The organism is Thalassotalea piscium (assembly GCF_030295935.1).
Taxonomy (GTDB): Bacteria; Pseudomonadota; Gammaproteobacteria; order Enterobacterales; family Alteromonadaceae; genus Thalassotalea_B; species Thalassotalea_B piscium.
In genome coordinates this window covers 2,427,368-2,444,879 of the sequence record NZ_AP027362.1, presented here as the reverse complement: position 1 = coordinate 2,444,879, position 17,512 = coordinate 2,427,368, and the positions used below count along the sequence as shown (strand labels likewise).

Annotated in this window: 15 protein-coding genes; 6 read left to right on the top strand and 9 right to left on the bottom strand. The window is 36.7% G+C overall.

Features of this window, described 5'->3' with window-relative positions; all coding sequences use genetic code 11:
* Positions 1 to 63 precede the first annotated feature (63 nt).
* Complete coding sequence (gene ggt, locus QUD79_RS10590) at positions 64 to 1,812, bottom strand: gamma-glutamyltransferase (protein ID WP_184425404.1); 1,749 nt, start codon at positions 1,810 to 1,812, stop codon at positions 64 to 66.
* Positions 1,813 to 2,555: 743 nt separating this feature from the next.
* Between ggt and QUD79_RS10585 the strand changes: the two genes are divergently transcribed.
* The 6 genes from QUD79_RS10585 to QUD79_RS10560 all read left to right on the top strand — a co-directional run bounded on the left by QUD79_RS10585 (position 2,556) and on the right by QUD79_RS10560 (position 10,638).
* Entirely contained in the window at positions 2,556 to 3,587 is a 1,032-nt protein-coding gene (locus QUD79_RS10585) for a DUF21 domain-containing protein (protein WP_184425406.1), read from the top strand.
* Between the two features lie 222 nt (positions 3,588 to 3,809).
* Positions 3,810 to 5,444: a diacylglycerol kinase family protein gene (locus QUD79_RS10580; RefSeq protein WP_184425408.1), complete on the top strand. Its 1,635-nt coding sequence runs from the start codon at positions 3,810 to 3,812 to the stop codon at positions 5,442 to 5,444.
* Positions 5,445 to 5,505: 61 nt separating this feature from the next.
* Positions 5,506 to 6,432 (top strand): mechanosensitive ion channel family protein, encoded by a 927-nt coding sequence (locus QUD79_RS10575; RefSeq protein WP_184425410.1) that lies wholly within the window; start codon positions 5,506 to 5,508, stop codon positions 6,430 to 6,432.
* A 117-nt stretch (positions 6,433 to 6,549) separates the two neighbouring features.
* Entirely contained in the window at positions 6,550 to 7,449 is a 900-nt protein-coding gene (locus tag QUD79_RS10570) for an MlaA family lipoprotein (protein WP_184425412.1), read from the top strand.
* A gap of 2 nt (positions 7,450 to 7,451) precedes the next feature.
* Positions 7,452 to 9,848: an efflux RND transporter permease subunit gene (locus tag QUD79_RS10565; RefSeq protein ID WP_221435236.1), complete on the top strand. Its 2,397-nt coding sequence runs from the start codon at positions 7,452 to 7,454 to the stop codon at positions 9,846 to 9,848.
* 238 nt (positions 9,849 to 10,086) lie between these two features.
* Entirely contained in the window at positions 10,087 to 10,638 is a 552-nt protein-coding gene (locus tag QUD79_RS10560; RefSeq protein ID WP_184425414.1) for a BON domain-containing protein, read from the top strand.
* A 143-nt stretch (positions 10,639 to 10,781) separates the two neighbouring features.
* On the opposite strand, the gene QUD79_RS10555 is transcribed toward QUD79_RS10560, so the two are convergent.
* The 8 genes from QUD79_RS10555 to QUD79_RS10520 all read right to left on the bottom strand — a co-directional run bounded on the left by QUD79_RS10555 (position 10,782) and on the right by QUD79_RS10520 (position 17,507).
* Positions 10,782 to 11,882, bottom strand: a complete 1,101-nt coding sequence (locus QUD79_RS10555; protein ID WP_184425416.1) for a WD40/YVTN/BNR-like repeat-containing protein — start codon at positions 11,880 to 11,882, stop codon at positions 10,782 to 10,784.
* A gap of 343 nt (positions 11,883 to 12,225) precedes the next feature.
* A complete protein-coding gene (locus tag QUD79_RS10550; RefSeq protein ID WP_184425418.1) occupies positions 12,226 to 12,675 on the bottom strand; it encodes a hypothetical protein in 450 nt (149 codons plus the stop codon).
* A gap of 254 nt (positions 12,676 to 12,929) precedes the next feature.
* Positions 12,930 to 13,916, bottom strand: a complete 987-nt coding sequence (locus tag QUD79_RS10545) for a PA2778 family cysteine peptidase (protein WP_184425420.1) — start codon at positions 13,914 to 13,916, stop codon at positions 12,930 to 12,932.
* Positions 13,888 to 14,259, bottom strand: coding sequence for a PA2779 family protein (locus QUD79_RS10540; protein WP_184425422.1), 372 nt, complete (start codon positions 14,257 to 14,259; stop codon positions 13,888 to 13,890). The genes QUD79_RS10545 and QUD79_RS10540 overlap by 29 nt, the downstream gene beginning before the upstream one ends.
* 151 nt (positions 14,260 to 14,410) lie before the next feature.
* Positions 14,411 to 14,692 (bottom strand): hypothetical protein, encoded by a 282-nt coding sequence (locus QUD79_RS10535; protein WP_184425424.1) that lies wholly within the window; start codon positions 14,690 to 14,692, stop codon positions 14,411 to 14,413.
* A 26-nt stretch (positions 14,693 to 14,718) separates the two neighbouring features.
* Positions 14,719 to 14,895 (bottom strand): DUF1328 domain-containing protein, encoded by a 177-nt coding sequence (locus tag QUD79_RS10530; protein ID WP_184425426.1) that lies wholly within the window; start codon positions 14,893 to 14,895, stop codon positions 14,719 to 14,721.
* Between the two features lie 169 nt (positions 14,896 to 15,064).
* A complete protein-coding gene (locus tag QUD79_RS10525) occupies positions 15,065 to 17,038 on the bottom strand; it encodes a response regulator (protein ID WP_184425427.1) in 1,974 nt (657 codons plus the stop codon).
* Positions 17,039 to 17,048: 10 nt separating this feature from the next.
* Positions 17,049 to 17,507, bottom strand: coding sequence for a response regulator (locus QUD79_RS10520; RefSeq protein WP_184425430.1), 459 nt, complete (start codon positions 17,505 to 17,507; stop codon positions 17,049 to 17,051).
* Between the last annotated feature and the right edge of the window lie 5 nt (positions 17,508 to 17,512).

The window sequence follows — 17,512 nt, the reverse complement described above, 5'->3', positions numbered from 1 at the left end:
TCTACTGGCTAAAACAATCAACTGCTGGGTATAAAATAGATCACTTAATTAATGAAACTGTTATTAATAACCAGCAGCTTGCCCATCTTTTCTAGACTCTGAGGCACCGTAATACACTTTCTCTTTGTCATCCCACATAATTGCCTGATAGCCACCATAACCGCCCATATCAAAACCTACTTTGTGGCCACGTTGCAAAAGCCCTCGCACCGTTTGGTATGGAATATCAGACTCTATAACTAATTGACCACTATCAATTAAGGTTTTGCCATGCGCTTCAGTAGGTTCTGTTGAACCGTAATGTTGCCAGCGGGTTGCATCGCCAGCTTCCTGTAAATTCATGCCAAAGTCGATAATATTAGTCACAATTTGAACATGTCCTTGTGGTTGCATTGCACCACCCATTAAGCCAAAGCTAATAAAGGGTTTATTATCTTTCATCACAAAGGCTGGAATAATTGTATGGAAAGGGCGTTTATTGGGTTGATACACATTTGCGTGACTTTCGTCCATAGAAAATAACTGGCCTCTATCTTGAAATACAAAACCTAATCCAGGCACAACAACACCTGAACCCATGCCACGATAATTACTTTGAATAAGCGAAACCATGTTGCCATCTTTATCAGCCGTGGTTAAATAAATAGTATCACCTTGATAAAGTGCAGGGTTACCAGCATCTACACGTTTAGCTGCGCGTTCACCAATGAGCTTTTTACGTTCCATTGCATATTTTTTGTCAATTAACCCTTCTAGCGGTACATCAAAAAAGTCTGGATCTGCATAAAACTTAGCACGATCTTCAAATGCTAGTTTTTTTGCTTCAGTCATAACATGCAGTGCATTTTCCGATAAAAACCCCATTTCTGATAAATTGTAAGCTTCTAAAATATTGAGCATTTGTAACGCGGCAATACCTTGGCCGTTAGGTGGTAATTCAAATACATCATAACCACGATAGTTCGTTGAAACAGGCTCTACCCAAGTAGAACGATGACTTGATAAATCTTCACGTGAAATATAACCGCCATTGGCTTTCATAAAAGCGTCAATTTTATTTGCAACTTCACCTTGATAAAAACCAGCTCGACCTTTATCGGCAATAATAGACAAGGTGTTGGCAAGTTCAGGGTTTTTAAATAGTTGACCTTTACGAGGTGCGTTACCGTTAATGGTGAAAGTTGTTTTAAAGCTACCTGGTTGTACCGATAGTTTCGGAACACTACGCTCCCAATAGTAAGCGATAAGTTCACTTACGGGAAAGCCATTAATAGCATAATCAATGGCGGGTTTAAGAATGTTTTTCATTGGCATTTTGCCAAATTTATCATGCATTTCAAACCAACCATCGACAGTGCCAGGTACTGAAATAGGTAACATTCCATAAGGGGGAATGTCATCACGTTGTAGTGTAGCTAATTCAGCTTTTAATTTTTCGAGTGTAAGCGATTGAGGCGATCGTCCACTGGCGTTTAACCCGTAGAGTTTTTGGCTTTTTGCATGCCAAATAATGGCATATAAATCTCCGCCTATACCATTGCCGGTTGGCTCCATTAGTCCTAGCGCCGCATTAGCAGCTATAGCTGCATCAATAGCATTACCACCATCTTTTAATACTTGTAAGCCTATTTGCGTTGCTAAAGGTTGGCTTGTTGCAACCATACCATTTGCAGCAATAACTTCTGAACGAGATGCGTGTGTTTTCCCTGTAACCCTGTCGGCATTGGCGTGGGCTTGCAAAGTTAACGTAGAAATTATGATAATTCCTGCCTTGCAGAGCTTAGTTGATAGCTTATTAAGCTTTATATTCATTATTTTTACTCATTGATAAGCGAAGCATAATAGATACCATGAGCTTAAAAAACGTACAAGACTAACAGGTTAGTATTACCTTTTTTTAAGTTAAAAATATCTTGATTAGGGTCTGTTGATCTTTCAGTTTATAGCTCTGTTGCATTTGAAAAAGATGACAGTCGAGGCACTTAATGTAATGTTTGGTTGTTCCAAATGCACATTAAGTAACAAAGAGTGACTCTTTGTCAAGGCAACCCAAAGGGCTATGACTATTTTTCAACCTAACATCGTTAAAAATGCTTAAAGTACGACTGCACGGATGCAGAAGGTAGAGCGACGCAGGATGCCAAAGCCGAGAATGCTACATTGCACCATTTTCGCCTTGTTATCTTAAAAAATAGTCTATAGCAGAGGCTAAAATGAAAGATCAACAGATCCTAGAGAAACTTTTATTATAATAAAGCTTTTATTTCTCTTTTAAGATAAAGTTCAGCCCTAATGTGACTTTTTAATTTAATACCAGTTTCATTAATTAGTGATCTATTTTATACGCAGTGAAAACAGTCAAATACAAGGCATTTATTTTCATAACGAGTTGTTCAGGGCAATTATGCATCTCCTGCATTGCCCACATAAGCTGCATCCTTGTAGCGATAATTATAAAATAAATAACGCAGTAGTTGACTGTTTTAACCAGTAGAAATGATCACATAGTTAGTGAGATTGGTATAACACTTTATCGTTTTTTTTAGGAATTTTACATGTCTACAGACATTATAACCTGGTGCGCCATTGCATTTTGTATTTCACAATCTGCGATATTTTCAGGATTGAATCTCGCATTTTTTTCAATTAGTCGACTACACCTAGAAGTTGAAGCAAAAAAGGGCAATAAAGCCGCAATAATTGTTTTGAAACTCAGAGATGACTCTAACTTTTTGTTGGCTACTATTCTTTGGGGAAACGTTGGAATTAATGTGTTGCTCACCATGCTGTCAGATTCTGTTTTAACAGGTTTGGGGGCTTTTTTATTTTCAACAATTGCCATAACGGTTATTGGCGAAATAACACCTCAAGCATATTTTTCACGTAATGCCTTAAAAATGGGCAGTATGCTCGCACCAATTATTCGATTTTATCAGTTTTTGTTTTACCCAGTAGCTAAGCCTACTGCATTAATTTTAGATGGCTGGTTAGGTAAAGAAGGGATTACTTATCTTGAAGAAAGTGAGCTTCGTAATATTATTCGCCAACATATTACCGCTGAAGAGGCCGATTTAAATCAAGTTGAAGGTATTGGGGCACTAAACTTTTTTGCCTTAGATGAAATACATGTAACGCAAGAAGGGGAGTTGATCGATCCTAAATCAATTATTACTTTACCTACAAAGTTAGATTTACCAATAATTCCAGAAATTACACAACACCCTGATGATCCTTTTTTAAAGCTAATTAACAGTACAACGCATGGTTGGGTAATACTGATCAATAGTGACGATAAGCCATTATTAGTGCTTGATGCTGATGGTTTTACACGAGCAGCTTTGTACCAAACTAACGACTTTGACCCCTATAGTTATTGTCATCGCCCAGTGGTTATTACTGATGAAAAAACACCGCTAAATGAAGCAATGCTTAAAATGAAAGTTAATACCTCAATTGATAAAAACTTTGATGGCGTAATTGAGCATGATGTATTACTTGTTTGGGGTGATAAAAAGCGCATTATTACAGGCGCAGATATTTTTGGTTTCTTACTTAAAGGTATGTTGCCTGAAGTTATCAAGGCTTAATTGCTAACTTAATCGCTAAGTTTTGATGGCTAATCAGTATGAGTTCAGCGGCAATAGTGACTGGATAAATTTTCTGAAGCTTTAACAAGCATAAATGTAATTTTTACACACTTAACCCTACTGTGTTGCTCGGTTTTATTTAAATGCATTTAATATCAATGAGTTAGCTTTAGGTGTGAATCTTGCATCTGTAGTTTATTCACTTTTACTATAGAGCGCTTTATGTTTGTTTATTTGTATTACATCGCATTAGCGATATTATCTTTTGTGGTAGTTGTAATTGGTAGTGGTGCCGTTGCATTTCTCTTTGCTTGGCTGGGATTATCTTTAACGTTAGTCTCAAGTGCTTACCTACTTAAAAACCCGTCAATTTTTAGAAAAAATTCGGATGGTAGCATCCCGTTTATTATTAGCCTGGTGCTATTGCCATTTATCGTAGGTGTTCACCTTTATAATATTATTGCCACTTGGTTTGATAAAACCGATCGTATTCATCATATTAATCATGGCGTTCATGTAGGTAGACGCCTCAACTCTAGTGACTTGCTTACCTTAGAAGAATTAAATATTAACGCAATTGTTGATATGACGGCTGAATTTAGCGCACTGAATTGGAGCGCATCTGCAATGGAGTTAGATTACTTTAATATTCCAGTGCTAGATCACCAAAGCCCGAAAGAAGAAGAGCTTAGACAAGCTATTACTTGGATAGATAATCAAGTTACTCGCGATCGTAAGGTGGTAGTACATTGTGCACTTGGTCGAGGACGCTCAGTTTTTGTGGTTGCTGCTTATATGTTAGCAAAATCGCCTGATCTTTCTGTACGTGAAGTATTAGAAAATATTACTAAAATACGCTCTTTTGCTAAGTTAAACCGTTCACAGATGAAACGTTTAGTTGAGTATCATCAGCAAAATAAAATTTATATAAATGAAGAAGCATGTCTGATTGCTAACCCAGTATCAGGTGGTGGTAAATGGCTAACATCAAAAGAGCTTGTTATTGACCAGCTATCTCGACATTTTAAGTTAATCGTTCATGAAACCACATTAGAACAATCAGCAAGTGACTTTGCTAAACAAGCAATTAACAATAACATTAAAACAATTATTGCGGCTGGCGGTGACGGCACATTAAGAGAGGTAGCAGAGCACTTAGTAAATACAGATACTTTATTTGGTGTAATTCCTTTAGGTACTGCAAATGCACTTGCTCATCACTTATATGGAAACCTCTCGAAAATTGATCCTGTTGGCACAGCAATGTCTCATATTGTCTCTAAAAATTGTGAGAAAATTGATACGGCATCCTGTAATAACCAAACAGTATTATTATTAGTTGGTATAGGTTTAGAGCATGAAATGATCAGTTATGCTGATCGAGATAATAAGAATAATTCGGGGCAATTTGCCTACTTAGAAGGATTCTTTCGAGGCTTTGCTGATGGGAAGTCATACCCTCTTAAAGTTAAGTTTGATCAAGAAGCGGAGCAAGAGATTAACTGTACAAGTTTCGTCGTAGCCAATGCAGCACCTTTTACAAGCCTATTAGCGCAAGGAAATGGTTCTCCTGACTTTACAGACGGATTACTTGATGTAACTTGGATAAAACCAACAGCAGATACTACAAGTAAACTTGTAGACTTTGCCGAGTTAGTCAGCGCTAGCTTTAACCTTCGTCAAGGCAATGAACTACCAAATGAACAGGGTAATATTAATGCAACTCTGGCTAAAAAAGTAACGGTAACAAGCGATAAAGCAATAAGTTATGTAATTGACGGCGAAGTCTTTGAAGAGCAGAGCGTTTGTATTGAATCTAACCCTGAGTCACTTAATGTGTTTATCAATAAATCATAAGGTTATTTTTAGCTAACAGCTACACTATTGTCATAATTATAACAATACTCGAGAGGATTTAATGGAATATTTAGATATTAATAAGTACTGGTCACTTATCGACGAAAAGTTAAATGTTTGGTTAGAAACGATAATTAAGCATATTCCAAACTTAGTGGTTGCTATATGTTTTATTATTATATTTTCTGTTGTTGCCCGTATTGTTGGTAAGCTAGTCAAACAGTTTTTACGACGTAGTTTAGACTCTCAGCAAATAGCAGACTTGTTAGCCGCTATATTTAAAGTTTGTTTTATTCTTACTGGGGTGTTTATTTGTTTAGACTTTATTGGTTTAAAGGGCACAGTAACCTCATTATTAGCGGGTGCGGGTATTATTGGTTTGGCAATAGGTTTTGCCTTTCAAGACATGACAGAAAACCTTATTGCTGGTGTAGCTATGGGAATAAGAAAACCGTTTAGCATTGGCGATATTATTGAAGCTGATAACGTTTTTGGTAAAGTTATCACCATCAACTTACGCAATACCATAGTGGAAACTTTTTCTAGTCAAATAGAAGTAATTCCTAATAAAATTTTATTTAGAAATATAGTAACTAACTATTCAAGTTTATCCATTCGCCGAGTTGAAGTACCTGTGTCAATTTCTTATGCAGACGACCCTGATCATGCAAAAGAGGTTATTGTCGATGCAATTAACCAATGTGACTTTGTGATAAAGCAAGATCAAACAGATGTTTATGCTGAAAGTTTTGGTGATAGTGCCGTTAATTTATTAGTTTGGTTTTGGATTGATTACCCAGGTGAAACTGGCTACATGTCGGCAAGGCATCAAGCAATTAGTTTGATTAAAAAGTCATTAGAACAAGCCGATATATTAATACCATTTCCAATTAGAACACTTGAATTTGGTGCTAAAGGTGGAGAAACATTAGGAGATATATTAACCCAGCAAGCGCAGGTGAAAAATAGCAAAGCAGAGAAAGAGTAGCTTTGTTTATTGCTATACCCACTGGCTTATGTGGTTGAGCAGGAGTTTAGTCGTTATTGAATAGCAAATGTTTATTTTAAAATTTGTAACATAATAGAACGTTTCAGGGAGTTAGTAATGATAAAAATAATAAAGCGCACGAACTTATTTATTCGAAGGTTGAATAGACAAGTTATTTATACAGCCTTGTTAGTGGTCGCAGTAATGCTAAGTTCTGGTTGCTCTTCCAAACAAGAGCATCTGGCTGAAGCAACTGTAACCAATGAGCAGCCGGTTAAAGGTCCCTACGAAATAGCCGCTGAAAAAAACCTACCGAGTGTGGTGAGTTATCAGGCACCTGAAGATTCTTTACGTTTTATTAATGAGCCTATTTTTAACTTTAATGATACCGTTTATCGTTATGTACTGAGTCCATTAGCCAACGGTTATCAAAAAGTCGTACCCAAGCCAGTAGATAACAGTATTCGAAACTTTTTTTATAATTTACGTGAGCCACTGTACGCGGTAAATCACTTATTACAAGGTGAGGTGGTAAAATCAGGAAAGAGTCTAGCTCGGGTACTAATGAACTCTACAATAGGCTTATTAGGTTTATTCGACCCCGCTAATAGTATGATGGAGTTAACGCGAGACAAAACTACTTTTGGTGAAACGCTTGCAAGTTATGGTGTAGGGCATGGTGCATATATAGTATTACCGCTTCTTGGTCCGTCAGACTTACGAGATACCGCATCATTGTCGTTTAATTACTTAGCACATCCATTAAATTTTATTAGCGATGAGAAAGCGGCCCAGCAGTTATTATTAACTGATGGTATACAAGCACAAATTCCTATTTTGGCAAAATATCCGCGTGTACTCAATGGCGTGGATAATTCTTATGAGTTTACTCGAAACTTATACATGCAAAGTTTACAGCGTGATGGACAAGAGCGTCGAAACGAAGTGTTTAAAACTGAAAAGCAAAAGCAGTCGCCTGTTCAATCGGTTTCGGTTAGTAATCAAGTGGTAGAATAAACATGATTAACAAAAATATGACGCCATGGGCTTACCTTATTTGTTTTATATTCACCTTACTAACAGGTTTACTTGCGTGGCAAGCGCAGAAGTTTGAAATCGATGCTTCAGCAGATACCTTACTTGTTGATAATAACCAGCATTATATTTTAACGCAGCTGGCTGATCAGCGTTACGGCTCTGAAGAATTTATTTTAATTGCATTCAAACCCAATAGCAGTCAATTATTCTCAAACACCAACATGAACACAGTGTCTACTATCGGACGTGAAATTGAGAATATATCACGAGTTAAGCAGGTTAACAGTATTGCTAATATGCCCATTTTTACAGCGGCAGACACAGTAACTGCCGATGTTGAAAAGTTAACTTGGGAAAACGAAAAATTCGATGAAAAAACATTATCGTTAAGTTTAAAGCAACACCCGTTGTACGAAGGACTATTAATCAATAAAGCACAAAGCGCGCTGTCGTTACAGGTGGTATTTAAGTCTGATCCTGCATTAGAAAAAATTAACAACGATATTATTGAGATCAAACGCCACTTGTTAACGAGAGAACTAACCAGGCAAGAACAACAGGCTGTTGACCAGTTAAAGCAAAAGCAGCAAGTACTTAACAAAAGTTTAGAGCAAACGCGTATTAATGAAATTGAACAAATTCGATCTATTTTAACGCCGCATAAACAAGTAGGTGAGTTTTATTTAGGGGGTAATAATTTATTATCTTATGAATTAATAAAGATTATCGAAAGCGACTTAGTATTGTTTGGCGCGTTAATTATTATCGTGGTTATTGCGTTGTTATGGTTTTTATTCAGGCAAGTGAGCTGGGTATTACTGCCAATTATATGTTGCGCAACCAGTGTGGTGATGACAATAGGTTTATTAGCCGCGCTTGATTTTAAAGTAACGGTAATTTCAGCGAATGTGTTTGCGCTACAAATTATTTTATCGTTAGCAATGATAATTCACCTGATTGTGCATTACCAAGAATTAGTTAGTAAACATAACGATTGGACACATAAAAAGTTGGTTTTAGCGACAATAAAACAAAAAATAAAGCCTTGTTTTTATGCTGGATTAACTACCGCAATTGGCTTTGGCTCGTTAGTATTTAGCGGTGTTCAGCCCGTAATTAGCTTTGGCTGGATGATGGTAGTTGCAATGTTTGTTAGCTTCATAGTCAGCTTAGTGTTTTTTCCAGCACTCTTATACGCCATATTCAATAAGCAATCGTATGTTAAACAACACCACCAAATTGAACGGGGCATGCAAGCAACTGCAAGCCTAGTTATAAATCAGCCTAAAAAGATTATGGTGATCTCGGCTTTAATATCGCTAGTGGGCGTGTTTGGTTGTACACAGCTTACAGCTGAGAATAGCTTTTTAAATTACTTCAGCGAGTCTACAGATGTTAGAAAAGAGCTAACCTTTATTGATCAAGAATTTGGTGGTTCAACACCATTTGATGTACTGCTTGAAATTCCTGAAGAACAAATTAAGCCTAATTTGATCATATCGGCAAGCACAGTTCAAACGGTAACTGCTATACAAAATATGCTTGCTAAGCAACAAGCTATTGGCGTTATTACCTCGATTGCCGACTTTACCCGCATTGCTCAAGTTGTCAATGGTAAGCCACTAACAGAATACGAACTAACAGCTCTATATAAAAGTTTAGATACTGACTTACAACAACAATTATTTGGTGCTTACTTTTCTGAAAAAGACAATCAAATACGAATTTCTATGCGTGTACAAGACAGCACCAAAACATTAAATAGGGCGGATTTACTGAAAGAAATTCATCAAGAGTTATCTGCAATGGGCATTAAAAAGCAAGAGTACACGCTAACAGGCCTATTCATTCTTTACCAAGATGTGCTTTCTCGTTTGGTTAACTCTCAGGTGCTTACTATTTTAATTGTATACGGTGCTATGGCCACTACGTTAATGATTATATTTTCATCGCTTAAAGTTGCAGTAATCGCATTAGTACCTAATTTTATAACTACTTTAGTAATAATGGGAGTTTTAGGATTGTTTTCAATTCCGCTCGATTTAATGACCATTACTATTGCTGCTGTTGCTATGGGAATTTCAATGGACGATACCATTCATTATATTCATCGTTATTTAGAAGAAATTAAAGGTAACCATGATAGTCAAGACCAGTGGGTAAAGCGTACTAACTTATCGGTAGGTTATGCGTTAATTTATACCACAACTGTCATTGTTATTGGTTTTGGTACCCTAGTGTTTTCTAACTTTGTACCTAGCATGCTGTTTGGTTTACTAACGAGTGTTGCAATGATAGTTGCTTTACTCACCGACATCACCACGCTTCCTGTTTTACTGAGGAAATATGTGACTAAGGCAGATGTTAAACAAGCGTAGTACTACCTACCTTACAAAGGCTCATTTACAAAGGCTCATTTAAATAATGAGCCTTTTTGCTTTTTAATGGTAAGTGTTGTTTATACATCATGTACTTTTTACATTATTTGCATGTAAAAAAGGTAAGTTTCTAATTGATCAAAGTATGCTTTTATATTTTTGCCTTTATTTTTCAATAGGTTAGGCTTTGGCATGGAAGTGGCATTAATAAGTATGATTCATTCAAAAGGAGAAGATTATGAAATATTCAATTGGTTCTATCATTATTGCTACAGTATTAACCGTAGGTTCAACTGCAGCCTATGCTGAAAACACTTGGAAAGATAAATCTAAAGATGCATGGATTGACGGTAAAGCCGAAAGTACCATACTGTTGAATGGCAATTTAAACTCTTTTGACATAAATACTGACGTTCACCAAGGCGTTGTTACGTTAACAGGGAAAGTAGACAGTAAAGTTGATAAAGCATTAGCGCAAGAGTTGGTTGAAAGTTTAGATGGGGTTAAATCTGTTGATAATAAATTAACCGTACTAAGCAATAAAAACGCTGATGATGACTCAGTAATGACCGCATTAATGGACTCAAAAGTTGAAACAGTAGTAAAGACTAAGTTATTGGTTGAGTCTGAAGTTAATGGTACAGACATAGAGGTTGAAGTGACTGAAGGCACTGTAGTGTTAACGGGTGAAGTGCAATCTGATAGTGAAAAACAACTTGCTGTTGCTATTGCTAAAAATACGAATGACGTTAAAAAAGTAGTTAACAAGTTAACTGTTAGCAATAGTTAACTACACGCTACTCTGTTGTTTATTTAGCTTGAGCAAGTAACTAGCAATTAAATTAACAACGCTAAAACCAACGGCTCTAAATCCAACTAAACATTGGTTTAGAGCCGTTAATTTATCTTCATTAGGCAATAAAAGACTCTAGGTTAACCGCAGTTTATGTTAGCGGTATTAATTGATTTTATACCATTATCCCAAAGGCCTAAATAAAGTAGGTTTTCTGTATTAGTTTGCAACATTAATAAACTTTTAACGCCACCTTTACTGACTTCTTTTGAAAAATCGTTACTGTTCCAAGTAACCCCGTTATCACTACTGCAAAGTACTTTTAATGGCTGCTCTGCTCCTCCTTTGTTAAAGCTGGCGCTGTATAGATTACCAATATCATCAATAACAATGTCCCAATAAAAATGGTGGTCAACATCGCCCAATGGTTGCTCCCAGTTTGTGCCGTTATCACGGCTGATTACTATACCTCCTTCGCCGCCCACTAAAACAGTTTTATTGTCGGTTGGGTGGATCAATCCTCCTTTAAAAACGGATGGATTTGGCAGCAAGTCAGTCCAAGTCGTCACGCTGCCGTCGACAATTGAATAACGATTTAAGTGACCATTTTCAATTGGCCCTTGTCCACCAAACCAGATAAATTGTTGAGATGGATGAGGTAAAATTAGTGCTAAACCAGATGCTATTCCATCCCAAGCTCCATCTAATAGCGTCCAGTTTTCTGCTGCACTATTTGCAACAGCAAAAGAGGTATCGCCCACTGCATACAGTTGGTTATTCACTTGGTCATAGACAATATTATTAATAGTACTAAATTCGTCACCGCCAAAATTATGGTTGATCAGTTGCCAATTTTGGCCACTATCTTGGGTAATATACAGCGGTGAAGGCTTAGAATATGGAGCTGCTTCATCAGTTTGAACTGCAGCTATATAATGTCCTTGAGAAATTATTGCTAATGCTTTTATTCCACTTGAGCTTGGAGAGCGATCTTGCCACTGAGCATCAGCGTTGGCTCGCCAAAGCAAGCTTTGTGTTGTAGCGGCGAGCTGGGCTTCTCCGTCTAGATATAAATGGCTAACAGTAACAGAGTCATTTAATTCTGTGTTAACTATTGTTGTTGGTGGAATAGGAGGTGTTGGTGGTGTTGTTGGTTGTTCGCTGTCAGAACTGCCACCACAGCTATAAAGAAACACTGAAGCGATTAATATTAAACCATAGCTAATTTGATTTTTCATCATTAAGCATCCTTTCGTTGATAATGTAAAATAGTTTAATAGGCAATGCTACAAAACTTATTACGTGATTTCAATTAGGCTCGCGATTGTATACTTAACGAAGTTAGTTAACCTGTGCTCTGGATAACGGATGTACGACCAATACAGATAAAGTTATATTTTTCAATTGCTTATTATAAAAAACCGTATTGCTTATGTAGTTATATATCAATGTTATAAGTGTTGAGTGAATCAAGGCAAGTTTGCGTACCTAACAACGCAGATACGCGCAAAAATCGTGACATTGACGTGCTTAGCTTATCCAGAACTCAGGTTAGTTAGTTCAAATGTTGCAGTTGAATGTTATTTATTGGTCTTTTGTTAAGTGGAGAAATAGCCCAAGAGATGCTAATAAAAGTGCAGTGCTTGAGATAATAGCAACTGGATAATATAAATTTCCTGCTAAGTCGAGTTGACTGTATTTTATCACCATAATTAACCCTTCAATTGAAAGCGCTATACATACGGTGCCTATAAACCTTGGAATGGTTCTTCTTAAGCTGGCAATAACATCTTTTGTTTCATCACGGTTGGTGTATTCCTGGTTGATCACTAACGCCAATTCAAACACAGCAAGAGCAATAATGCCGGTGTTAATGCTGCTAATAAATATTTGCATTATTTCGGTGCCGTTAATTACTCCTTGCAATATGGTGTTAATTAATGAAAATATAATGGCTGCTGCTAATCCAAAGAAGATAAAAGCAAATACTTTTGCAAATAGGGTTCTTATCGTTGTATCGGTAATAGGTAGCATAAATTTTTCCTTTGTTTATTGCTCTTAACTTTTAGTTTTTATACCAGTTTCATTAATTAAGTTATCTATTTTATGCATAAGAAAAACAGTCAAATACAAGGCGTTTATTTTCATAACTAGTTGTTCAGGGCAATTATGCTTGCATTGTCTGCATAAGCTACATCCTTGTAGCGATAATTATTAAATAAATAACGCAGTAGTTGATTTTTTAGCCAGTATAAATGATCGCATAGTTATTGAGATTAATGGTATTGTTAATTATTCGTAGCAAAAATTTCTTTTTGTGTTGCTAATATGTTTTCATCTGTCGGTGACAGAGTTACAGCCTTATTAATGAGAATTTTTGCCTCTTCAATCTGACCGTTTTTAAAGCGTGCATAAGCATAGTTATTTAAATAATGGCTTTGCTTTTGTCCATTGCTAATGCCCTGATCAAACCAAAAAATAGCCTTGGTTAAATTACTGCTTTTGTTTTCGTCTTTCTCTAAATAATAATTGGCAAGTAAAAAGTAACTTAACCAGTTATTTGGCCAAGCCTTAATGGCATTGTGTAAATAAGGTATTGCAGCCAACGCTTGCCCTGTTGATATTAAATCTTGAGCGGCACTAATATAAGTAAAGTCATCTAGAGGTGTTGTGCTTTGTGTTGGTGTTAACGCTGCAACAAACCAAAAGCTTGCCCGTTGCCATGTGCGTTCAAATACTTGCATTGATACCCTGCGATTTTCAATGTCAGCAGAATGAAGAATAAACTCATGGGTGTGTAAGTCATAACCTTTAACAACAGCATAATGCCATAATGGATACCAAGAAAGGCCTAGGTTCTGCAACACAATAACTGGGATGTTTTGGTTAACTAGATCCATTAACTCTGTTAATGAACCACGTTTAGCGTAAGCAAGAAACCCTTGTTGTCTAATGGCAGCAACCATTTCTAGCTGTAAACTACCTTGCCTTTTTGGGATAAATAGTTGCGGAGCAATTTGTTCTGGTGTTTGTTTTACGCCATTGTATTCAAACACCTCAGCAAGCGTGGTTGGCCCACAATAATAGGCTTGTTGAGGGTAAAAAGGAACGCCTTGAATATTTACTTTAGCAGGTATGTTGGTTGGCGCGTGCTCAACAAGCTGCAATGTTTGTGGTGGGGTGGCACAACCAAGCAGAGAAAAAAGGCTGGCTATAATGCCAACCTTTATTACTTTATTGGCTAATTTAAATAGGGTCGATGAACGAATAAGCATCAGTAACGCCTAATAAATCAAGCACAGCAACCACAAGAAGCACTGTAAATATTGTTCCAACAACACCACTGCCTGCTGGGGCATCGTTAATTTGGTTATTTAACGATGCTAATTCGGCATTGGTTAGGTTATTGATACGTTGCTTTGCATCATCAGGGCTTACACCTAACGCTACTAATTGCTGTTGCACTTTATCTGTTTCAACCATTGATAATATTTGTTGCTTGGTGATAGCAGATCGTTGTTGCTCAATAACTGAAGCAGAACTTACTGTTCCTGCTAATGTAGTTACTGGTAAAATACTAGTTAGCAGTGCTGCGAATAGCATGATCATGTTTTTCATTTTCTTTCCTTATTGTTTAATTTATTCAATTAATTTTAACTTAAAGTAATGAAAATAATGTGAATTAAATGATTTTAGTCTTTTACTAAAATGACTTAATTCACTAGGTATATACCCTCTAGGTATAATATCTATTGTTTGGCACTAGTGTTTAACAATCAGTATCTTTTACATCAAGTTTGTCTTTAGCTTTTTCACAGGCATCTTCAATAGCATTGCCAGTATCTGTTGCTAAATCTTTAACTTTGTCTTTTGCACTTTCAGCGGCGTCTTTTAAGTTGTCACCAGCATCTTTTGCAGCATCTTTAGTATTAGCTATTGCGTTGTCTACTTTTTCACCTGCGTTTTCAGCTTTATCATCACTACAAGCTGCTAAGCTAAGTAGTACGGTAAGTGTTAGTGCTGTAATTGAAATGTTTTTATTAATATTCATGAAATTCTCCTTAAAAAATATAATGGTTAAGCTCTTGGAGCTTTTCCTCGTAATGCGTTAACTATCAGTGATATAACAAGTAAAACTACAAAGATGAAAAAGATAATTTTTGCTATTCCAGCTGCTGCACCTGCTATTCCACTAAAGCCAAATATGGCTGCGATTATTGCGATAACTAAAAAAGTGAATGCCCAACTTAACATTAGATTTCTCCTTTACTTTATTGTTTGACATACCTTAACTATGCGATAGTTGTGCCATGTATTAAGTGACTGAAAAGTAAGTGTATTGTTTATCTTCTTGATTTGGGCGTTTAAAAGGTTAGGTAAATATTACAAGGTACTTTTGTAGTAGTTGCACAGTATGCAGAAGTTACTGTTGATCAAACAGTTGTTGAAGTAGTGCGAGGTTTATTGGTTTGAGTAGCGCTTTATCGGCCCCCGATTGGGCAATACTTTCTTTTGATACCTGATTACCGCTAACAATGGTTATATTGGCATTGGGTACTTGCTGCTTTAGTGACGAACTGAGGATTAGGCCATTAGCATCAGGCAGGTTCATGTCAACTAATATATACTGCCAGTGCTTATCTGTAATAAGTATGTTGTTTGCTGCTGTTGCGCTGTGAGCTATTGTTACTGCTTTATCTAAGCTTTGAAGTAATAATGCAGTGATTTCTGCAGCATCAACATCGTCTTCAATTAGCAGTATACGTTCATTATTTTTAATGTTTTTTTTGGTGTTGTTTTTATGTTGCACTGTTGAATCAAGCGGAGACTTAATGAGCTGCTGCATAATTTTTTGATGTAATTCGTATTTATCTATGGGTTTGGGAACTACGTCATTAAAGCCTAGGTCATGCAACTCTCGTTGTACCCCTTTCATTGTTGCCGCAGTTATTGCTAGTATTGGAGTGTTTATGTGCATGTTTCTAAGCTGAGATATAGCCCTTTTACCATCTAACACAGGCATGTGAATATCCATTAAAACTAGATCATAAGGTGCACAAGACTCGCTTGCTGAAACTATTTTTGAAATCGCTTGCTGGCCATTATTTGCATAGCTCACTTCAAGGCCAAAGGAGCGGCAAACATAGCCAATTAATCGTCTAATATCATCAATGTCATCAACAATTAATACTTTGCCTGAAAGTTTGCTAAGGGTTTCTGTTGATGACTTATAATCGCTACGCTTGAAGGATAACGTTTTTTGTTCAACACCTGAAATGTTGCCAGGGTCAATCGATACTACAAACTTACTACCCACACCTAGTGTTGATTCAACTGATATATTGCCACCCATATGCTTTAACAGTTCACTGCAAATTGATAAACCAAGGCCTGCGCCTTCTTCGTTACGTGAAACAATATCTTGAACTTGTTCAAAAGGTTTAAATATTGTTGCTAACAAACTGTCAGGTATACCAACACCGGTATCGCTTATTGAAAAACATAAGCATGGCTTATTGGCGTTATCCTCTAACCAAATATGAAGGTCAACAGAGCCATGATTGGTGAATTTAATTGCATTATGAATAATGTTAATCAGCACTTGGCGTAATCTAAGGGGATCAGCCGTAATTTCGATAGGTAGTTTGGTTTTAGCAATTAAATTTAGGTTAATACCTTTATCTTGTGCCGACATAGACATGAGTGTGTAAACATCTACAATAAAGCTTTCAAATGACACTGTGGTGTTATTGAGTTCAAACTTTCCAGCGGCAATTTTAGAGAGGTCGAGTACATTATTTAATAACCCCAATAGGTGTTTACCGTTGTCTAATATAGTAGTAAGTTCAGGTTGAATTGCATTGTTAGCGTGATCACTCAGTAGTAATTCTGTATAGCCAAGTATTGAGGTGAGTGGCGTACGTAATTCATGGCTTAAATGTGCTAGAAACTTATCTTTGGATCGGCTTTTAGCCTCAGCTTTTATTCGTTCAACTCGTTCATTTTCTATGTCTTTTCTTGCCAGTGCATAGCGAATTGCTCGGTTAAATCTTGCGCTATTAAGTTCAGATTTTACTAAGTAATCTACCGCACCGGCATCGAGCGCGCTGTTATCAAGTTCAGTATCTGTTTGCCCTGTAAGCATAATAATTGGCACAGTGCAGCCATCAGCAGAGGTTTGTTTAAGTACCGCTAAACCGTTTAAACCACCTAGCTGATAGTCTAACAAGCAAATATCATGGGTATTTGCTTTTAGCAGCGCTAATGCTTCAACAGGGTTATCGACCCAGTCAATAGTAAAGTGATGACTTGGCATTTGCTGAAGGTAATCGCAGGTGAGAATATAATCATCTTCGTCATCTTCAACTAATAAAATACGGGTACTTAACTTAGACATAGTGTTGTTACTAATTTTTTTCGTTATACGATGGCAGATCAACAAACTCTACCCAGTATTTACCTAGTGCTTTCATTAAGTCGACAAGCCCTTCAAAGTTAACAGGTTTAGTAATATATGACGCTGCACCCAGTTCATAGCCTTTGACCATATCTTCTTCTTGCTTTGACGTTGTTAAAATAACAACAGGAATACCCTTTAATTCAGGGTTAGCTTTTATTTCTTTTAACGCTTCTCGGCCGTCTTTACGGGGCATATTTAGATCAAGCAGTATTAGTCCTGGCCTAGGTGCGCTTTCTTTGTCTTTAAATTTGCCTTGGTGTGTTAAATAATCGAGTAATTCAACACCGTCTTCAACAAAGTGTAATTCGTTTATTACTCTGCTTTCAATTAATGCATCGCGTGCAAGTAAACGATCATCTTCATCGTCATCAGCCATTAATATTACAATGGGAGTGCTTGTTTTCATGGTGT

Coding starts and splice junctions, on each gene's coding strand:
- ggt (WP_184425404.1), bottom strand. CDS start 1,812: ATGAATATAAAGCTTAATAAGCTATCAACTAAGCTCTGCAAGGCAGGA.
- QUD79_RS10585 (WP_184425406.1), top strand. CDS start 2,556: ATGTCTACAGACATTATAACCTGGTGCGCCATTGCATTTTGTATTTCA.
- QUD79_RS10580 (WP_184425408.1), top strand. CDS start 3,810: ATGTTTGTTTATTTGTATTACATCGCATTAGCGATATTATCTTTTGTG.
- QUD79_RS10575 (WP_184425410.1), top strand. CDS start 5,506: ATGGAATATTTAGATATTAATAAGTACTGGTCACTTATCGACGAAAAG.
- QUD79_RS10570 (WP_184425412.1), top strand. CDS start 6,550: ATGATAAAAATAATAAAGCGCACGAACTTATTTATTCGAAGGTTGAAT.
- QUD79_RS10565 (WP_221435236.1), top strand. CDS start 7,452: ATGATTAACAAAAATATGACGCCATGGGCTTACCTTATTTGTTTTATA.
- QUD79_RS10560 (WP_184425414.1), top strand. CDS start 10,087: ATGAAATATTCAATTGGTTCTATCATTATTGCTACAGTATTAACCGTA.
- QUD79_RS10555 (WP_184425416.1), bottom strand. CDS start 11,882: ATGATGAAAAATCAAATTAGCTATGGTTTAATATTAATCGCTTCAGTG.
- QUD79_RS10550 (WP_184425418.1), bottom strand. CDS start 12,675: ATGCTACCTATTACCGATACAACGATAAGAACCCTATTTGCAAAAGTA.
- QUD79_RS10545 (WP_184425420.1), bottom strand. CDS start 13,916: ATGCTTATTCGTTCATCGACCCTATTTAAATTAGCCAATAAAGTAATA.
- QUD79_RS10540 (WP_184425422.1), bottom strand. CDS start 14,259: ATGAAAAACATGATCATGCTATTCGCAGCACTGCTAACTAGTATTTTA.
- QUD79_RS10535 (WP_184425424.1), bottom strand. CDS start 14,692: ATGAATATTAATAAAAACATTTCAATTACAGCACTAACACTTACCGTA.
- QUD79_RS10530 (WP_184425426.1), bottom strand. CDS start 14,895: ATGTTAAGTTGGGCATTCACTTTTTTAGTTATCGCAATAATCGCAGCC.
- QUD79_RS10525 (WP_184425427.1), bottom strand. CDS start 17,038: ATGTCTAAGTTAAGTACCCGTATTTTATTAGTTGAAGATGACGAAGAT.
- QUD79_RS10520 (WP_184425430.1), bottom strand. CDS start 17,507: ATGAAAACAAGCACTCCCATTGTAATATTAATGGCTGATGACGATGAA.